Origin of the sequence: Nocardioides sp. URHA0020 (assembly GCF_000620705.1) — a bacterium.
Classification (GTDB): Bacteria; Actinomycetota; Actinomycetes; order Propionibacteriales; family Nocardioidaceae; genus Nocardioides.
On record NZ_JIAR01000025.1, the window covers coordinates 157,901 to 175,532 of the forward strand.

The 17,632-nt window shown below is 73.0% G+C and carries 16 protein-coding genes; 6 read left to right on the plus strand and 10 right to left on the minus strand.

Annotated features, from left to right (window positions below; genetic code table 11):
• Nucleotides 1-95 precede the first annotated feature (95 nt).
• Entirely contained in the window at nucleotides 96-1,661 is a 1,566-nt protein-coding gene (locus tag N542_RS22805; protein WP_036505910.1) for a peptide chain release factor 3, read from the plus strand.
• Between the two features lie 20 nt (nucleotides 1,662-1,681).
• Here N542_RS22805 and N542_RS0101055 read toward each other — a convergent pair whose 3' ends face one another.
• The 4 genes from N542_RS0101055 to N542_RS0101070 form a co-directional block, all read right to left on the minus strand.
• The gene (locus N542_RS0101055) at nucleotides 1,682-3,256 is read right to left on the minus strand and encodes a phytoene desaturase family protein (RefSeq protein WP_036505913.1); all 1,575 of its coding nucleotides are present in this window, start codon (nucleotides 3,254-3,256) and stop codon (nucleotides 1,682-1,684) included.
• Nucleotides 3,253-3,693, minus strand: a complete 441-nt coding sequence (locus N542_RS0101060; RefSeq protein ID WP_028642350.1) for an SRPBCC family protein — start codon at nucleotides 3,691-3,693, stop codon at nucleotides 3,253-3,255. Before N542_RS0101060 ends, N542_RS0101055 begins: the two co-directional genes overlap by 4 nt.
• 19 nt (nucleotides 3,694-3,712) lie before the next feature.
• Nucleotides 3,713-4,891 carry a zinc-dependent alcohol dehydrogenase gene (locus N542_RS0101065; RefSeq protein ID WP_028642351.1) on the minus strand — a complete coding sequence of 393 codons (1,179 nt, stop codon included), beginning with the start codon at nucleotides 4,889-4,891 and terminating at the stop codon, nucleotides 3,713-3,715.
• 82 nt (nucleotides 4,892-4,973) lie between these two features.
• A complete protein-coding gene (locus N542_RS0101070; RefSeq protein ID WP_051551263.1) occupies nucleotides 4,974-5,798 on the minus strand; it encodes an SDR family NAD(P)-dependent oxidoreductase in 825 nt (274 codons plus the stop codon).
• A gap of 168 nt (nucleotides 5,799-5,966) precedes the next feature.
• Here N542_RS0101070 and N542_RS22810 point away from each other — a divergent pair, with 168 nt between their 5' ends.
• Nucleotides 5,967-7,175 (plus strand): cytochrome P450, encoded by a 1,209-nt coding sequence (locus tag N542_RS22810; protein WP_051551264.1) that lies wholly within the window; start codon nucleotides 5,967-5,969, stop codon nucleotides 7,173-7,175.
• Here the strand turns inward: N542_RS22810 and N542_RS0101080 are convergent.
• A complete protein-coding gene (locus N542_RS0101080) occupies nucleotides 7,153-8,250 on the minus strand; it encodes an acetate/propionate family kinase (RefSeq protein ID WP_028642353.1) in 1,098 nt (365 codons plus the stop codon). The two genes, N542_RS22810 and N542_RS0101080, sit on opposite strands and share 23 nt — an antisense overlap.
• A 1-nt stretch (nucleotide 8,251) precedes the next feature.
• Complete coding sequence (locus N542_RS0101085) at nucleotides 8,252-10,648, minus strand: phosphoketolase family protein (RefSeq protein ID WP_028642354.1); 2,397 nt, start codon at nucleotides 10,646-10,648, stop codon at nucleotides 8,252-8,254.
• 92 nt (nucleotides 10,649-10,740) lie between these two features.
• On the opposite strand from N542_RS0101085, the gene N542_RS0101090 reads away from it, so the two are divergent.
• Nucleotides 10,741-11,394: a UdgX family uracil-DNA binding protein gene (locus N542_RS0101090; RefSeq protein WP_028642355.1), complete on the plus strand. Its 654-nt coding sequence runs from the start codon at nucleotides 10,741-10,743 to the stop codon at nucleotides 11,392-11,394.
• Nucleotides 11,395-11,459: 65 nt separating this feature from the next.
• Nucleotides 11,460-12,086 (plus strand): flavodoxin family protein, encoded by a 627-nt coding sequence (locus N542_RS0101095; RefSeq protein WP_036505915.1) that lies wholly within the window; start codon nucleotides 11,460-11,462, stop codon nucleotides 12,084-12,086.
• A gap of 21 nt (nucleotides 12,087-12,107) precedes the next feature.
• Here N542_RS0101095 and N542_RS0101100 read toward each other — a convergent pair whose 3' ends face one another.
• Nucleotides 12,108-13,907, minus strand: coding sequence for a thiamine pyrophosphate-requiring protein (locus N542_RS0101100; protein ID WP_028642357.1), 1,800 nt, complete (start codon nucleotides 13,905-13,907; stop codon nucleotides 12,108-12,110).
• 183 nt (nucleotides 13,908-14,090) lie between these two features.
• Here N542_RS0101100 and N542_RS27330 point away from each other — a divergent pair, with 183 nt between their 5' ends.
• Nucleotides 14,091-14,243: a hypothetical protein gene (locus N542_RS27330; RefSeq protein WP_155992806.1), complete on the plus strand. Its 153-nt coding sequence runs from the start codon at nucleotides 14,091-14,093 to the stop codon at nucleotides 14,241-14,243.
• Nucleotides 14,244-14,304: 61 nt separating this feature from the next.
• On the opposite strand, the gene N542_RS0101110 is transcribed toward N542_RS27330, so the two are convergent.
• The 3 genes from N542_RS0101110 to N542_RS0101120 all read right to left on the minus strand — a co-directional run bounded on the left by N542_RS0101110 (nucleotide 14,305) and on the right by N542_RS0101120 (nucleotide 17,023).
• Nucleotides 14,305-15,147: an SDR family oxidoreductase gene (locus tag N542_RS0101110; RefSeq protein ID WP_028642358.1), complete on the minus strand. Its 843-nt coding sequence runs from the start codon at nucleotides 15,145-15,147 to the stop codon at nucleotides 14,305-14,307.
• Between the two features lie 68 nt (nucleotides 15,148-15,215).
• Nucleotides 15,216-15,962: a VOC family protein gene (locus N542_RS22815; protein ID WP_051551265.1), complete on the minus strand. Its 747-nt coding sequence runs from the start codon at nucleotides 15,960-15,962 to the stop codon at nucleotides 15,216-15,218.
• The gene (locus tag N542_RS0101120) at nucleotides 15,959-17,023 is read right to left on the minus strand and encodes an NAD-dependent epimerase/dehydratase family protein (protein WP_028642359.1); all 1,065 of its coding nucleotides are present in this window, start codon (nucleotides 17,021-17,023) and stop codon (nucleotides 15,959-15,961) included. The genes N542_RS22815 and N542_RS0101120 overlap by 4 nt, the downstream gene beginning before the upstream one ends.
• A 126-nt stretch (nucleotides 17,024-17,149) precedes the next feature.
• Here N542_RS0101120 and N542_RS0101125 point away from each other — a divergent pair, with 126 nt between their 5' ends.
• Nucleotides 17,150-17,578: a CBS domain-containing protein gene (locus tag N542_RS0101125; protein WP_028642360.1), complete on the plus strand. Its 429-nt coding sequence runs from the start codon at nucleotides 17,150-17,152 to the stop codon at nucleotides 17,576-17,578.
• Nucleotides 17,579-17,632: the final 54 nt, after the last annotated feature.

Consider the following 17,632-nt stretch of genomic DNA (forward strand, 5'->3'; position numbering starts at 1 on the left):
CCCGGACGGCGTCCTGTGACGGGGATTCAACCAGCGCAACGGGTACGGCGCATCCCGATCCGTCGAACGAGCGGGAGGGCCGGTAAGTTCTCCGGGTGTCCGACAACCGTCCCCGCCGTACCTTCGCGGTGATCAGCCACCCTGACGCCGGCAAGTCCACGCTCACCGAGGCGCTCGCGCTGCACGCGCGGGTCATCACCGAGGCCGGCGCCGTGCACGGCAAGGGCGGACGCCGCGCCACCGTGTCGGACTGGATGGACATGGAGAAGGCCCGCGGCATCTCGATCACGTCGGCGGCGCTGCAGTTCGTCTACCGCGACCACGTCGTCAACCTCGTCGACACCCCGGGCCACAGCGACTTCTCCGAGGACACCTACCGCGTGCTGTCGGCGGTCGACTCCGCCGTGATGCTCGTCGACGCCGGCAAGGGGCTCGAGCCGCAGACGCTCAAGCTCTTCAAGGTCTGCGCGCTGCGGGGCATCCCGGTCATCACGGTGATCAACAAGTGGGACCGGCCCGGCCTCTCCGCGCTGGAGCTGATGGACCTGATCGAGCAGCAGATCAAGCTGCGACCCACTCCCCTCACCTGGCCGGTCGGCGAGGCCGGCGACTTCCGCGGCGTGCTGGACCGCCGCACGGGCGAGTTCGTGAAGTACACCCGCACCGCCGGTGGCGCCACGCGGGCCCCGGAGGTCCGGATGCCGGCCTCCGACGTCGGCGAGGCGGACGCGGCGGTCTGGGAGGCGGCGGTGGAGGAGCACGAGCTGCTGTCGGCCGACGACGCCGACCACGACCAGGAGCGCTTCCTGGCCGGTCGTACGACGCCGGTCATGTTCGCCTCCGCCCTGCAGAACTTCGGCGTGGCCCAGCTGCTCGACCTGCTGCTCGACCTCGCCCCGGCACCGCACGCGACGCCCGGCGTCGACGGCTCGGTGCGTGAGGTCGAGGACGAGTTCAGCGCGTTCGTCTTCAAGGTGCAGTCCGGCATGAACGCCGCGCACCGCGACCGGGTCGCCTACGCCCGCGTCGTGTCCGGCGAGTTCGACCGCGGCATGATCGTCACCCACGCCTCGACCGGGCGGCCCTTCGCGACGAAGTACGCCCAGGCCGTCTTCGGCCGGGAGCTGTCCTCGATCGAGCACGCCTACCCCGGCGACATCATCGGCCTCGTCAATGCCCAGGCGCTGCGCGTCGGCGACACGATGTACGTCGGCGACCGGATCGAGTTCCCGCCGGTGCCGAGCTTCGCGCCCGAGCACTTCATGACCGCCACCGCCGCCGACATCGGCAGGTACAAGCAGTTCCGACGCGGCATCGAGCAGCTGGACCAGGAGGGCGTGGTCCAGGTGCTGCGCTCCGACCTGCGTGGCGACCAGAGCCCGGTGCTGGCCGCGGTCGGGCCGATGCAGTTCGAGGTGGTGCAGGAGCGGATGACCCACGAGTTCAACTCGCCGATCCGGCTCTCACGGCTCGACTACCAGCTGGCGCGCCGTACCGATGCCGCCGGGGCCACGGCGTTGTCCGGGGCCCGTGGTGTCGAGGTCCTCCAGCGATCCGACGGCACCTATCTCGCTCTCTTCGTCGACAAGTGGCGCGCCGGGACGACCGCCCGCGACAACCCCGACGTGCTGCTGGAGGAGCTGCCCGCGGGCGGTGCCTGAGCCACGCTGGCTCGCCGCGGTCAGGACCGCCGACGCAGGCGCTGGTGCGCGAGAGCGGCTCGCGCCGCGTTGCTGCCCGCGGCCCCGTGGACCCCGCCGCCCGGATGGGCGGACGCGGAGCCGAGGTAGAGGCCGCGGATCGCGGTCTCCGCGCGGCCGCGGCCGGGGATCGGCCGGAACACCAGCTGCTGGTGCAGCTGGGCGGTGCCGCCGTTGATCGCGCCCCCGACGAGGTTCGCGTCCCGGGCCTCGAGCTCGTGCGGTCCGAGCACGCGACGGGCGATGACCCGGTCGCCGAAGCCCGGCGCCCAGGACTCGATCCGGGCCTGCATCCGGTCGGCGAAGCGCTGCAGGTCGTCGTGGTCCCAGGCACCTCGGATGCCCTCGTCGCCGGCATCGCCGGTGGTCGTCTGCGGGACGTGGGTGTAGGCCCACATCGACTCGGTGCCCTTCGGTGACCTCGTCGGGTCGGAGGTCGTCATCTGGCCGGCCAGCAGGAACGGCCTGGCCGGCACCGTGCGCGCCGCCACCTGGCTGGCCGCGTGGGACATGTCCTCGACCGAGTCCGCCACGTGCACCGTCCCCGGGGCGTACGGCGGCTCCCCGTCCCACGGCACCGGGCCGGAGAGCGCCCAGTCGACCTTGACCGTCGAGGGGTCCTGCTGGAAGGACCGCATCCGGCGCACCACGCTGTCGGGCAGGTCGGCGGTGGCCACCAGGCCGCCGTACAGCTTCGGCGCAGCGACGTCGGCGATCACCACGTCCGACTCGTGCTGCTCGCCCGTCGCGGTGCGGACGCCGGTGACCCGGCCGCGCTCGACCCGGATCGAGACCACCTCGGAGGAGCACCGCACCTCGCTGCCGGCGGCGACCAGGCGACCGACCAGGGCGTCGGTCAGGGCACCGGCCCCGCCCTCCGGGACGGGCCAGCCGACCGTCTGCCCCAGCATCGACATGAGGATCGCCATCAGCCCCGACCCGGTGCCGTCCAAGGGGATGTCGGCATGGCCGGCGCCGCCGGACAGCAGCAGCCGGGGCGCCTCGCCCCGGAAGAGCGTGCGCCCGATCTCGGTGGCCGGGGTCAGCAGCATGCGGACGAAGTCGAGACCGCCGGCGGCACGGATGCGGCGGAGCCCGGCGAGTGTGGCGCGCACCGGCGGGAAGGGCGACAGCAGCGCCTCGACCAGCGGGTCGCCGACCGCGTCCCAGGAGGAGCACAACTGGAGCCAGGCGTCGCCGTCGCCGGGGCACTGCTCCTCGAAGAGCGCCGCGGTGACGTCGCGGTCGCGGTGGAGGATCGCCCACCGCCCGTCGGGCAGTCGGTGCCCGAGCACCGCAGGGGCGTGTCGCCACACCAGGCCGTGCTCCTCCAGACCGAGCGCGCGGACGACCGGCGACGCCGCGGCCAGCGGGTAGAACGCGCTCATCGTGTCGTGGACGAAGTCGGGGTGGAGCTCGCGGTCGCTGCGCACCGCTCCCCCAGGCGTCGGCTGGGCCTCCAGCACCAGCACGGACCACCCCGCGTCCACCAGCAGGTTGGCCGCCACGAGGCCGTTAGGCCCCGCGCCGACGACGATCGCGTCGTAGCGGGTCACGAGGCCGGTCGGCGCTCGACGACGTACGCCAGCCGCCGCAGGCTCTCGACGTTGCGCCAGCCGATGGGCAGGTCGCGCAGCGCCGTCGGGACGAGCGCCGCCGGCCCGCCTGCGACGTCCTCGTCGATCACGACCTCGGTCTCGGCGCCGTGCGCCTCCAGGCGGATGGTCACCCGGGCGGCACCGGCCGGCCAGCCCCGGGCGTGCAGGGTCAGCATCGAGCCCGGGACCATGTCGAGCACCTCGGTGCTGTCGTCGAGCAGCAGGGGCCAGGTCCCCACCGAGTGGTAGAGCTGCGAGCCCGGCTCGGGCCACGTCGCGTCGACGTCGCGCATCCGCGACGCCCCCACGACCCAGAGCGGATACAGCCAGCCGTCGGACAGCACCTCCCAGACGTGCTCGGGGGTCGCCTTCATCCTGCGCTTGTTGGTCGCCATGATGGTCCCGGTACCCCCCTCAGGGCTGGAACACGACCTTGATCGTGCCGTCGGTCTTCTTCTGGAACCGCTCGTACGCCGCCGGCGCCTCGTCGAGCGGCAGCCGGTGGGTCGCGAACTCGTCCACGCCCAGCGGGTCAGCGTCGGTCAGCAGGGGCAGGATGTCGTCCACCCACTTCTTCACGTTGGCCTGCCCCATCCGGATCTGCAGCTGCTTGTCGAACATCGTCAGCATCGGCATCGGATCGGTCTGGCCGCCGTAGACCCCCGAGATGGAGACCGTGCCGCCGCGGCGCACGGCGTCGAGCGCGGTGTACAGGCTGGCGAGCCGGTCCACGCCGGCCCGCTGCATCATCGGCTGTGCCAGCGCCTTGGGCAGCAGCCCGACCAGGGTCTGCATCGCCGCGGCACCCGGGGAGCCGTGCGCCTCCATCCCCACCGCGTCGATCACGGCGTCGGCGCCCCGGCCGTCGGTCAGGTCGCGCACGGCATCGCCGACGTCGTCGACCGCCGTGAGGTCGATGACCTCCGCACCCCGGCCCGCCACGCGGGCCAGACGCTCCGGGACCAGGTCGACGCCGATCACCCGGTAGCCGTGGTGCAGGCCGATCCGCGCCGACATGTCGCCGATCGGCCCGAGCCCCATCACCAGCAGCGTCCCGCCGTCGGGCACCGCGGCGTACTGCACGGCCTGCCAGGCGGTGGGCAGCACGTCGGACAGGAAGAGGAAGCGGTCGTCGGGCGGCCCCTCGGGGACCTTGATCGGCATGAAGTCGGCGTACGGCACGTGCAGGAACTCGGCCTGGCCGCCGGGGACCTGGCCGTAGAGCTTGCTGTAGCCCAGCAGCGCCGCACCCGTGCCGTACTCACGGGTCTGGGTGGTCTCGCACTGGCTGTAGAGCTCGTGGTCGCACATCCAGCACCGGCCGCAGCAGACGTTGAACGGGATCACGACGCGGTCGCCGGCGCTCAGGTTGGAGACCCCGGAGCCCACCTCCTCCACGATGCCCATGGGCTCGTGGCCCACGACGTCGCCCGGCGTCATGAAGGGCGTCAGGGTCTCGTAGAGGTGCAGGTCCGAGCCGCACAGACCGGTGGAGGTCACCCGGATGATCGCGTCGGTCGGCTCCTTCAGGATCGGGTCCGGCACCTCCTCGACCCGCATGTCTCGACGTCCCTGCCATGTGACTGCCTTCATCGTTCACTCCCTGGGGTTCGGGTGGTGCTGGACCGGGCGCTGATCAGCTGCCGGTCGACGGACACGGTGTGGGTGGAGCCACTCACTCCTGCGGCTTGGTCATCCGCGCGAGCAGCGGGGCGGCGAGCGCATCGGGGAGGTGGGTGCCGAGCTCGGCCTGGATGCGGTTCTTGAGGGAGCCGGACACGACGCTGGACCGGCCCTTCATCAGGGCGTCGAAGCCGTCCTTGGCGACCTCGTCGGCATCGTCCTTGCCCTTCATCCGCCCGATCTTCGTGTCGTCCTCCATGTCGGCGCGGGAGAAGAACTCGGTCTCGGTGGGACCGGGCATCAGCGACGTCACCGTGACCCCGGTGTCCTTGAGCTCCTCGCGGATGCCCTCCGCGAAGGAGTGCACGAACGCCTTCGATGCGGCGTACGTCGTGTGGTAGGGCCCGGGCGCCACCGCGGCGATCGAGGAGGTCACCAGCAGCCTGCCCTCGCCGCGCGCCACCATGTCGCGGACCAGCAGCTTGGCCAGGTGGACGGTCGAGCGGACGTTGAGGTCGACCAGTCTCAGGTCGTCCTCCACCGACGTCTGGTCGAAGCGGCCGTTGACGCCGATGCCCGCGTTGAGCGCCGCCGCCGCCACCGGTCGCCGCTGCTCGTGGACGCGGTCGACGAGGGTCTCCACCCCAGCAGCCGTCGCAAGGTCCACCTCGACCGGCACCACCTGGCGGCCGGCTGCGAGCAGCTCTTCGGCCGCGTGGTGGATCTCGGGCTCGTCGGCGGCGATGACGACGTCGAACCCGTGCTCGACGAACTGGCGGGCCAGCGCGCGACCGATGCCCGTCGAGGCACCCGTCACGACAGCGAGAGGTGCCTGCGTCCCGGACGCGGTCCCGGAGCCTGTCTCGGAGATTGTCATGACCCTGCGGTATCCATCCGGCCGCGTCGTACGCAGGGAGATCCGCGCGCCCAGCTCGCCGGTCACCGTCGACCCCTCCGGAGCGACGCCGCCGCACGACCTCCCCGCATGACCTCGACCGGGTGGGGTAACGAGGGACCCCGGGCGTCGACACGAGGAGGCCACCCCGTGACCGTGGATCTCAGCTGGGCCCTGTGGCGGGCCGGCTACCGCGCCCTGCCCGAAGAGCGCTCGGCACACGCGGGGGCGCCCGCCTACCCCAGTCGCCTGGTCGGTCGGCGTGCCGTCGTCGTCCGCGGCCGCGACGGCACCCGCCTCTTCTACGACCCGACCGTCATCCAGCGCCGAGGTGCCATCCCGCCACCGCTCGCCGACCTCCTGTTCGGCCGGGGCGCCGTGCACGGCCTGGACGACGAGGCGCACGCGGAGCGCAAGGCGATGTTCCTGCAGGTGCTGGCAGCCGAACGCGTGGAGCCTCTCGCCCTGGCCATCGGCACCGACCTGCAGCGCCGGGCCCGCTCCTGGCGCGGGCGCGACGTCCAGCTCCACTCCGAGCTGGTCGAGGTGTACGGCGCGGCCGTCCTCGCCTGGGCGGGCATCGACTGCACGGGCGCGCAGGCCCGACGCACCAGCCACCACCTGGCCCACATCGTCGACGGCTTCGGCGGCGCCGGCGCGGCGTACCCCCGAGGCTGGGCCGCCCGGATCCGGGCGGACCGGTGGGCGCGACGGCTGGTCCAGAGCGTCCGGGACGGCCAGCGGCGACCGCCGCCGGGAAGCCCGCTCGAGCTGATCGCCACCGGTCCGGGCCGCGACCTCGACGCGCGGACCGCGGGCGTCGAGCTGCTCAACCTCCTCCGGCCCACGGTCGCGGTCGCCTGGCCGGCCACCTTCGCCGCCCTCGCGCTCGCCCAGCACGAGCAGTGGCGGCCGCTCCTGCGCGGGGACGACGCGAGCGCCCGCCGGACCGCGTTCGGTCACGAGGTGCGCCGCACCTGCCCCTTCGTGCCGGCGCTCGCCGGCACCGCCCGCAGCACCGCCGAGATCCATGGCGAGCGGGTCGAGCCCGGCGACCTGGTCGTCCTCGACGTGCCCGGCACCAACCACGACGCGCAGGCGTGGACCGAGCCCGACGAGTTCCTTCCCGAGCGGTTCGCGGACGTCGAGCCGGACCCCTACGAGTTCGTCCCGCAGGGAGGCGGCGACCCGCGCACGGGCCACCGCTGCCCCGGCGAGCCACTCACGGTGCGCATGCTGGCGGAGACCCTGCGGGTCCTGGCCGAGGTCGACTACGCGGTGGTCTCGTCACCGTCGTACGACGCGACCCGGATCCCGACGCTGCCGGCACGCGGCCTCATGGTGCGGGTCGCTCCCTGAGCAGCGCGCGGGCCTGACGCTCCATCTCGAGGTCCTCGCGAGCCTCGACGACGACGACCCGGACGGCGGAGCCGGTCGCACTGATGACGCGCTCGCCGGCGCCGGCGTTGGCCGCCTCGTCCAGGGACACCCCGAGGTGCGCCAGCCCCGCCGCCGTCCGGGAGCGCACGACCGGTGCGTGCTCGCCGACGCCACCGGTGAAGACCAGCACGTCGAGGCCCCCGGCCGATGCCGTCATCGCCGCCACCTGACCGACGAGACGGTGCACGTAGACGTCGAGGGCCAGCCCGGCGTCGCGGTGTCCCTCCTCGCGCGCGGCCAGCACCTCCCGGATGTCTCCGGAGGTCCCGGAGAGGCCCTTGAGACCGGACTCGCGGTCGAGGACGGCGGCCAGCCGGTCGGGGGTGACGTCGTGGCGCTGCAGGAGGTGCAGCAGGAGGCCGGGGTCCACCGAGCCGCTGCGGCTCTGCATCACCAGCCCCTCCATCGGCGTGAACCCCATGGTCGTGTCGACCGACCTCCCCCCGCGGACCGCGCACACCGACGCGCCACCGCCGAGGTGGCAGCTGACGACGCGCAGGGAGAGCGCCGGGCGGGCGAGCAGCTCCGCGGCCCGGCGTACGGCCCACGCGTGGGAGAGCCCGTGGAACCCGTAGCGCCGCAGCCCCCAGCGCCGGTTCCACTCCCGGGGCAGCGCGTACGTCGACGCCGCGGCCGGGATCGTGGTGTGGAACGTGGTGTCGAAGCAGGCCACCACGGGGACGTGCGGGTAGTGGGCCACCAGGGCCCGGGCCGCGGCGACCGCGGGCGGGTTGTGCAGCGGCGCCAGCTCCGTGACGGCCACCAGGTCGGCGAGCACGCGGTCGTCGACGAGCACGGCGCCGGTGTGCTCGGGCCCGCCGTGCACGAAGCGCACCACGACCGCGTCCAGGCGCTCGGGCTCGGCGACCAGGCCGTGCAGGTCCTCGCCGGGCTCGACGGGATGGTCGATCGTCGTCGCGGAGACGCGGTCGCCGTCCTCGAGCAGCACGACCTTGAGGCTGCTGGAGCCGGGGTTGACCACGAGGGTCCGCACGTCAGCCCTCCGGCGAGGTGCGCTCGGGGGCGGCGGTCCGCGCCCGGGGTCCGGGGGCGGCGCTCCACTGCCAGTCCCGGATCTCGGGCAGGTCCTCGCCCGCGGACCGCACGTGCTGCCGGTGCCGGATCAGCTGGTCCTTGAACCGCTCGCGCACCCCGCCCGACGTCGCGCTCAACCGGGGCACCCGGTCGATGACGTCCATGGCGAGGTGGAAGCGGTCGATGCCGTTGAGCACGGTCATGTCGAACGGCGTCGTGGTGGTGCCCTCCTCGACGTAGCCACGGACGTGCAGGTTGGCGTGGTTGGTCCGGCTGTAGGTGAGCCGGTGGATCAGCCACGGATAGCCGTGGTAGGCGAAGATCACCGGCCGGTCGCGGGTGAACAGCGAGTCGAAGTCGGCGTCGGAGAGCCCGTGGGGGTGCTCCCGCTCGTCCTGGAGCCGCATCAGGTCGACCACGTTGACGACCCGGACCCGGAGGTCGGGCAGGTGCTCGCGCAGCAGCGAGACCGCGGCCAGCGTCTCCATCGTCGGCACGTCGCCGGCACACGCCATCACGACGTCGGGACCCTCGGTGCCGTCGTTGGAGGCCCAGTCCCAGATGCCGATGCCCTTGGTGGCGTGCACGACGGCGTCGTCCATCGACAGGTACTGCAGGGACGGCTGCTTGCCGGCCACGATGACGTTGACGTACTGCTCGCTGCGCAGGCAGTGGTCGGCCACGGAGAGCAGCGTGTTGGCGTCCGGCGGCAGGTAGACCCGCACCACGCTGGCCTTCTTGTTCACCACGTGGTCGATGAAGCCCGGGTCCTGGTGGGAGAAGCCGTTGTGGTCCTGCCGCCAGACGTGCGAGGTGAGCAGGTAGTTGAGCGACGAGATCGGTCGTCGCCACGCGATGCGCGCCGAGGACTCCAGCCACTTGGCGTGCTGGTTGAACATCGAGTCGACGATGTGGATGAACGCCTCGTAGCAGGAGAACAGGCCGTGCCGCCCGGTCAGCAGGTAGCCCTCCAGCCAGCCCTGGCAGGTGTGCTCGGACAGGATCTCCATCAGCCGGCCGTCCGGGGCGAGGTGGTCGTCGTCCGGCTGGATCTCGGCGTTCCAGGTGCGGTCGGTGACCTCCATGACGTCCTGGAGCCGGTTGGAGCTGTTCTCGTCGGGCGCGAACATCCGGAAGCTGCTGTCGTTGCGGGCCATCACGTCGCGCAGGAAGCCGCCGAGCACCTTGGTCGCCTCGACCGAGCCCGTCCCCGGCTCCTCGACGGGGACGGCGTACCTGCGGAAGTCGGGCATCCGGAGGGCCTGCCGCAGCACGCCCCCGTTGGCGTACGGCGTGGCGCTCATCCGCAGGTCCCCCGCCGGGTGCAGGCCTGCGATGTCGGCGGCGAGCGCGCCGTCGGCGTCGAACAGGGTGTCCGGCTCGTAGCTGCGCAGCCACTCCTCGAGGATGCGGCGGTGCCCCTCGTCACCGCGGGCGTCGGCGAAGGGGACCTGGTGGGAGCGCCAGTAGCCCTCCACCTTCTGGCCGTCGACCTCCTTCGGCCCGGTCCAGCCCTTGGGTGAGCGCAGCACGATCATCGGCCACGGCCGGCGCGCGACCGGCCCCGCTCCGAAGCGGGCCTCCTGCTGGATCTCGGCGATCTCGTCCAGGCAGCGCTCGAGCGTCGCCGCGAAGGAGCGGTGCATCTCCTCGGGGTCCGAGCCGGCGACGACGTACGGCGCGTGCCCGTAGCCCCGCATCAGGGCGAGCAGCTCCTCCTCCGGGATCCGGGCCAGCACGGTCGGGTTGGCGATCTTGTAGCCGTTCAGGTGCAGGATCGGGAGCACCGCCCCGTCGCGACGTGGGTCGACGAACTTCGTCGAGTGCCAGCTCGTCGCCAGGGGCCCCGTCTCGGCCTCGCCGTCCCCGACCACCGCCGCCACGACCAGGTCGGGATGGTCGAAGGCGGCGCCGTACGCGTGCGAGAGCGCGTAGCCGAGCTCACCGCCCTCGTGGATCGAGCCGGGCGTCTCCGGCGCCGCGTGGCTCGGGATGCCACCCGGGAAGGAGAACTGCGTGAAGAGCCGGCCCAGCCCGGCCTCGTCCTGGCTGACCTCCGGGTAGATCTCGGAGTAGGTGCCGTCTAGGTACGCCGCCGCGACCACGCCCGGGCCGCCGTGCCCGGGACCGGTCACGAAGAGCGTGCTGAGCCCGCGCTCCAGGATCGCGCGGTTGAGGTGGGCGTAGACGAAGGTGAGCCCCGGCGTCGTGCCCCAGTGCCCCAGCAGCCGCGGCTTCACGTGCTCGGGTCGCAACGGCTCCCGGAGCAGCGGGTTGCCCATCAGGTAGATCTGTCCGACGGAGAGGTAGTTGGCAGCGCGCCACCACCGGTCCAGGGTCTCGAAGGCCGGGTCCACGGTGTCCTCCTCGGACGGCGGGCGGTTGACGACCCGGGGTACCCGCAGCGTGCCGTCGGAATCCCCGCGGCCGGTGCGGGTACCGCGGCGGCATGACGGAGGAGGAGCGCCCCGGCGCAGGTGCCTGGGTCCCGGACCGGATCAGCCTGCGCAGCCTGGAGGAGGCGGTCCAGTCCTGCCGGGGCTGCGAGCTCTACCGGGACGCGACCCAGGCGGTGATGGGCGAGGGCCGGCTCGGGTCGGCGTTGATGCTGCTCGGCGAGCAGCCCGGCGACCAGGAGGACCGACAGGGTCACCCGTTCGTCGGCCCGGCCGGAGGCGTCCTGCACGACGCGCTCGCCGACGCCGGCATCGACCCCGACGACGTCTTCACCACCAACGTCGTGAAGCACTTCCGCTGGTCCGGGACCCGAGGCAGGCGTCGGATCCACCAGTCCCCCAGCCGCGCGCACGTCGCCGCCTGCGGCCCGTGGCTGGAGGCGGAGCTCGAGCTCGTGCGCCCGCGCGGAGTCGTCCTCCTGGGTGGGACGGCGGGCAAGGCGGTGTACGGCGCGTCCTTCCGGGTCGGTGCCGCGCGCGGCGAGCCGATGACGTGGCCGGCGACCTCGGCAGCGCGGCGTCCCCCCGACTGGGTGCTCGCGACCACCCACCCGTCCGCGGTGCTGCGCGCGGACGACCGCGCCGCGACGTACGACGGCCTGGTCGCCGACCTGCGGGTCGCGGCGGCCCTGCTCGCCGGCACCTGAGTGCCGGACCTTGAGCGCACCGGGGCATCGGGCATGCGCCCGACCACCGGGGGGAACCGGACGCCATGACCGACGCCCCGATCCCCGCACCCGTCCGCGCCCTGGTCCTGGTGTGCACCCTCAAGCCCTCCCCCACCGACTCCAGCGCCCAGCTGGTGGGCGAGCAGGTGCTCGCTCAACTGGAGGACAACGGCGCGACGGGCGAGATCGTGCGCGTGGTCGACCACGACGTGCGCTTCGGGGTCACCACCGACGAGGGTGACGGCGACGCGTGGCCCGACATCCGCGCCCGGATGCTGGCCAGCGACATCCTCGTCGTCGCCACCCCGATCTGGCTGGGCCAGCCGTCCTCGGTCTGCAAGATGGTGCTCGAGCGTCTCGACGCCGAGCTCGGCGAGACCGACGACCAGGGCCGGATGCTCACGCAGGGCAAGGTCGCCGTGGTCGCGGTGGTCGGCAACGAGGACGGCGCCCACCACGTCGTCGCCGAGTGCCTCCAGGCCCTCAACGACACCGGCTTCTCGATCCCCTCGCTCGCCGCCACCTACTGGGTGGGCGAGGCGATGCAGGCCACCGACTACCGCGACGTCGAGCCGACGCCGGAGAAGACCGCGTCGACCACGGCGGTCGCTGCGACGAACGCCGTCCACCTGGCTCGGCTGCTGAAGGCGGCGCCCTACCCGCCGCAGTGAGACGGTGCGCTGACCGTCCGGTCAGCTCCCGTCCCGGTCATGGTGCGGCACCAGCTCCTGGGCCTTGGTCTTGATGCCCTCCTTGATCACGCCCCACCGCGAGGTGTCGCCCTTGATGAGCGCCCGCGCGAGGTTCGTCATCTGCTCGAGGTCGGCGTGCGGCGGGATCGGCGGCACGTCGGGGTCGCACCGCACGTCCAGGACGTAGGGCCGCTGGGCCGACAGCGCCGTCTCCCAGGCCGAGCCGAGCTGCTCCGGGTCGGTGACCGTGATGGCGCCGAGCCCGATCGAGGCGGCGAAGTCGGCGTACGACATCTCCGGCAGCGCCTGGGACTCGACGAAGCTCGGGGTGCCGCCCATCGCCCGCAGCTCCCAGGTGACCTGGGTGAGGTCGTTGTTGTGCAGGACCGCCACGACCAGGCGCGGGTCGTCCCACGTCTGCCAGTACCGGGCGATCGTGAGGAGCTCGGCGAGGCCGTTCATCTGCATCGCCCCGTCGCCCTCGAAGGCGATCGCGGGGCGCCCCGGGTGCGCGAACTTCGCGCCGATGGCGTAGGGCACGGCCGGCCCCATGCTCGCCAGCGTGCCCGACAGCGAGCCTCGCATCTGCCCGCGCATCCGCACGTGACGGGCGTACCAGTCGGCCGCCGAGCCGCTGTCGGCGGCGATGATCGCATCCATCGGCGCTCGGGCCGAGAACTCGCTGAAGAGCCGCATCGGATTGATCGGATCGGCGGACACGTGTGCCTCCGCGTCCATGACCTGCCACCAGCGCGCGACCTGGTCCCGGATCCCGTCCTGCCAGCTGCGGTCCTGCTTGCGCTCCAGGAGCGGGATCAGGGCGCTCAGGGTGCGTTGCGCGTCGCCGACGAGGTTGATCTCGTAGGGGTACCGCATCCCGATCATGGCGCCGTCCACGTCGATCTGGACGGCGCGGGCCTGGTCCAGGGGCGGCAGGTACTGCGTGTACGGGAAGCTCGAGCCGATCGTGAGCAGGGTGTCGCAGTCGCGCATCATCTCGTAGCTCGGCCGCGTCCCCAGCAGCCCGATCGAGCCCGTCACGAACGGCAGCTCGTCGGACAGCACGTCCTTGCCGAGCAGCGCCTTGGCCACCCCGGCACCGAGCAGGTCGGCGACCCGGCTCACCTCCTCGGCGGCACCGCGGGCGCCCTGGCCGACCAGGATGGCGACCTTCTCGCCGGCGTTGAGCAGGTCCGCCGTCGCCGCGAGGGCGCCGTCGTCCGGGACCACCTGGGGCCAGCTGATGCCCAGGCTCGACGGCACCATCTTGAAGGCGTGCTGGGGCGGCGAGTACGCCAGCTCCTGCACGTCGTTCGGGATGATGACGGCCGTGGGGGCGCGTCGGCTCATCGCGATCCGCAGCGCCCTGTCCAGCACGTTCGGCAGCTGCTCGGGGACCGTCACCATCTGCACGTAGTCGCTCGCCACGTCCTTGAAGAGGCTCAGCAGGTCGACCTCCTGCTGGTAGTGGCCTCCCATCGCGGTCCGGTTCGTCTGACCGACGATCGCGACGACCGGCACGTGGTCGAGCTTCGCGTCGTAGAGGCCGTTGAGCAGGTGGATGGCGCCCGGGCCGGACGTGGCCAGGCAGACGCCCGGCCGTCCGGAGAACTTCGCGAAGCCGACCGCCTCGAACGCCGCCATCTCCTCGTGCCGCGCCTGGATGAAGCGCGGCTTGTCGTCGGCCCGCGAGAAGGCGCCGATGATCCCGTTGATGCCGTCGCCGGGATAGCCGAAGACCTGCTCGACGCCCCACTCGCGGAGACGGTCGAGCAGCAGGTCCGCGACGGTCGTGGTCATGGGGGCTCCTGCCGGTCGGTCGTCGAGGACGTGGTCGGGGGGCGGGCGCTCAGCGTGCTCGCCGCCTCTCGGGCCACCGGTACCCGGACCGGTCGCCGCCAACCGGTGACGCCGGCGGTTTCGGGGAACCGGGTGCGATCAGGTCCCGGCACCGGGCCCTGGGAGCGACGGGAGGCGACGACGATGGAAGGGCTGAGGACGTGCGCGGTCTGCGGCGCGGCGGTGGAGCAGGTGAACCTGGAGCGCCATCGCACCTGGCACTACCACCTGGAGGTGCGGGTCAAGCGGCTCCAGGAGATCGCCCTGACGGGCCGCACCCACCGCGACCCGCCATGACCCACCAGGACCCACCCGGACCCGCCCGGCGTCACCCATCGGTGCGGCGGGGCTCGGCGGGTCAGAGGATGGGTCGGCCACCGGTGACGGCGACGCGCGCACCCGAGACGTAGCTGGCCTCGTCGGAGGCCAGGAGCACGTAGACCGGCGCGAGCTCGACCGGCTGACCGGCGCGCCCCAGCGGCACGTTGCCCCCGAACTCCGCCACCTTCTCCGGCGGCATCGTCGCGGGGATCAACGGCGTCCACACCGGACCGGGAGCGACGCTGTTGACCCGGATGCCGCGCTCGCCGAGCAGCTGCGCCAGGCTGGCGCAGAAGTTGGCGATCGCGGCCTTGGTCGCGGCGTACGGCGCCAGCGTCGGGCTGGGGTTGTCGGAGTTGACCGAGGAGCTGCCGATGATCGAGGCGCCCGGCCCCAGGTGCGGTACGGCGGCCTTGCTGAGGTGGAAGAGGGCCGAGAGGTTCGTGGCGATCGTGTGGTCCCACTCCTCGTCCGGGATCTCCTCCAGCGACTCCCGGGTCATCTGGTAGGCCGCGTTGCTGACGAGGATGTCGAGGTGACCGAGCTCGTCGACGGTGCGCGCGACCAGGTCGCGGCAGTGCTGGGGGTCGCTGACGTCGCCGGGCGCCAGGACGGCCCGACGGCCCGCAGCCTCGACGTACGACGCCGTCTCCTCGGCGTCGCTGTGCTCGCTGAGGTAGGACAGGACGACGTCGGCGCCCTCGCGGGCGTAGGCGATGGCGACCGCGCGGCCGATGCCGCTGTCGGCCCCGGTGATCAGGGCCACCTTCCCGGCCAGCCGGTCGTGACCGACGTAGCTCTCCTCGCCGCAGTCGGGCCGCGGGTCCATCTCGCTCTGCAGGCCGGGGGGATCCTGGTGCTGTGGGGGCTGTTGGCTCATGTCTCGTGGTGACCGCACGCCGTCCGATCATGCGTGCGACCGACCACCGGTGGTCGCGGGCCGGCTCCTCAGCTCAGGTCGCGGCGTACGTCGCGGTCCGGGGCGTTGCCGGTGACGCAGAACTCCAGGCCGGCCGGGTCCCGCAGCGTCTGCCAGCCCCGGCCACCGTGGAGCTCCACGGCGCCCAGCCCGCACAGCCGGTCCACCTCGGCCGCCACGTCGTCGGTCCCGTGGTCGAGGTGGGCGCGCACGCGACCCGTGGGCTCCTCGAGCCGCTGGAAGAGCAGCTGGAGCGGCGAGCCGGCGTCGTCGTGCCACTTCCCGGCGAACTCCGTGACGCTCGAGTCCACCCACCGCCCCGCGAGCAGCGCCCGCCAGAACGCCACCTCGTGCTCGTGGGCGGCCGCCGGGGAGTCGATCGCGACCTGGACCAGACGGCTGCGGTGCCCGTCGGGCCACGCGACCGGGTCGGGCGACCGGTGCTCGCCGACGTGGAGCACGCAGAAGGGCAGGCCGCCCGGGGAGACCAGGGTGCGCCAGCGGTCCTGCTCCGCCGTCACCGTCGCACCCAGCTCGACCGCGTCCGCGACCGTGCGGTCCGGCATGTCGGACTCGACGTCGAGGTGCACCCGGGCCGGACCGCCGATCCGCTGCAGGTGGACGTACGCCGAGCCGCGCGCCGGCTCGAAGCTCCGCAGCTCGGGGTGCCCCGGCCACGGCTCCCCCGGCGCCCAGCCGAGCGCCGCGCCCCAGAAGCAGCCGGCCTCCCGGTGGGCGGCCTCGGGGACGTCGATCACCGCGTGCACCCAGCTCACGGCTCGCGCCTGCGGCTCACCGGTCCTCGGGTCCAGGCTCGGACGACGTTCTCGGTGATGGAGCGGTGGCGCAGGGCGGGCGTGGCGTCCGCGGCGCTCGACCTCATCCCCGCCACGACCTCCTCCAGGGTGGTGACGGCGTCCGTCGCCGGCCGCCATCCCAGCTCGGAGCCGGCTCGTGCGGTGTCCACGAGCGGGAGCTGGTAGGCGAGGTCCACCCAGCCCGGGTCCACCTGCTGCACCCGCGCGTGCCACGACAACGACGCCGCCGCCCGCACGACCGGGGCCGGCACCTGCACGTGGACGGTGCCCAGCGCGGCCGCGAGGTGCTCGACGGTGATGACGGGATCGGCCGCGAGGTTGAACGCTCCGACCGCCGCGGTGTCGAGGATGCGGGAGACGGCGTCGGCCACGTCGTCGGCGTGCACCACCGGGAGCTCCAGGCGGCGGTCGAGCGGCAGCAGGGGCAGGGCACGCAGGACCGCGGCCGGCACCAGCCCCGGGAGGCCGTAGCGCAGCAGGGCGCTGCCCGCGGACCGCTGTCCGATGATGCCCGGCCGCAGCCGGGCGACCCGGACGTCGGGCGTCGCGGTCTCGAACCGGTCGACGCACCGCTCCGCGGCGACCTTGTGCCGGCTGTACGGCGAGGAGGTGACCCCGGTCGTCGGCCACGACTCGTCGACGGGGGCCGGCCCCGTGCGTGGCGCGTAGGCACCGAAGGACGACATGTGCACCACGTGCGCGACGCCCGCGCCGCGGGCGGCCTGGAGCACCTGCTCGGTCCCGCCCACGCCCAGACGCTCCAGGTAGGCGAGGTCGTGGGAGGGCTGGAAGCCCCAGGCGAGGTGGACGACGGCGTCGCAGCCGCGGAACGCCTGCCCGAGCAGCTCCTGGCAGTCGGTGGCGAGGTCCGCCGAGGTCCAGGTCACGGCGGAGGACCCCGAGAACTCCGCGTCCGGTGGACGCCGGGCGACGCCGTTGACGGCGTGCCCGTCGGCCAGGAGTCGACGGACCACGGCGGTCCCCACGTTGCCGGTGGCTCCGGTCACAGCGATGCGCACGCCGCCCAGTACCCGACCCCCTCCGACGCATGCGGGCCGGGCCGCCGGTTTGCGAGGCCGCCGCCGGGCAACCGTGCGGCACCAGGTCGGCCGGGAGGGACCGGCTGCTGACAGAGGAGGAAGCCCGTGACGACAGCACGCGAGATCATGACCGGTGGCGTGGAGTGCGCGCAGGTCGACGAGACGGTCACCGACGCGGCCCGCAAGATGAAGGACCTCGGCGTCGGCGCCCTGCCCATCTGCGGTGAGGACGACCGGCTGAAGGGCGTGATCACGGACCGTGACATCGTCCTCAACTGCGTCGCCGAGGGGATGGACACCACCCAGGTCAAGGTCCAGGACTACGCGGGCGGCGAGGTCGTGACGATCGGCGCCGACGACTCGGTGGAGGAGGCGCTCGCCACGATGACCAAGGCCGGCGTACGACGGCTTCCCGTGATCGACGGTCACGACCTCGTCGGCATGATCAGCCAGGCGGACATCGCCCGGAGCCTGCCCGAGGACCAGATCGGCGAGCTCGTCGCGGCGATCTCGTCGGCCCCGGCCACGGACTGAGGGAGCCGTGCCCGGCCGCCGGGTCGGTTAGCCCGCCGATCGCAGTGGGTACCT

Bases quoted from the DNA above. Each gene is read 5' to 3' on its own strand.
- N542_RS0101060 (WP_028642350.1), bottom strand. From the start codon at position 3,693: ATGGCGACCAACAAGCGCAGGATGAAGGCGACCCCCGAGCACGTCTGG.
- N542_RS0101065 (WP_028642351.1), bottom strand. From the start codon at position 4,891: ATGAAGGCAGTCACATGGCAGGGACGTCGAGACATGCGGGTCGAGGAG.
- N542_RS0101070 (WP_051551263.1), bottom strand. From the start codon at position 5,798: ATGACAATCTCCGAGACAGGCTCCGGGACCGCGTCCGGGACGCAGGCA.
- N542_RS0101090 (WP_028642355.1), top strand. From the start codon at position 10,741: ATGACGGAGGAGGAGCGCCCCGGCGCAGGTGCCTGGGTCCCGGACCGG.
- N542_RS0101095 (WP_036505915.1), top strand. From the start codon at position 11,460: ATGACCGACGCCCCGATCCCCGCACCCGTCCGCGCCCTGGTCCTGGTG.
- N542_RS0101100 (WP_028642357.1), bottom strand. From the start codon at position 13,907: ATGACCACGACCGTCGCGGACCTGCTGCTCGACCGTCTCCGCGAGTGG.
- N542_RS27330 (WP_155992806.1), top strand. From the start codon at position 14,091: ATGGAAGGGCTGAGGACGTGCGCGGTCTGCGGCGCGGCGGTGGAGCAG.
- N542_RS0101110 (WP_028642358.1), bottom strand. From the start codon at position 15,147: ATGAGCCAACAGCCCCCACAGCACCAGGATCCCCCCGGCCTGCAGAGC.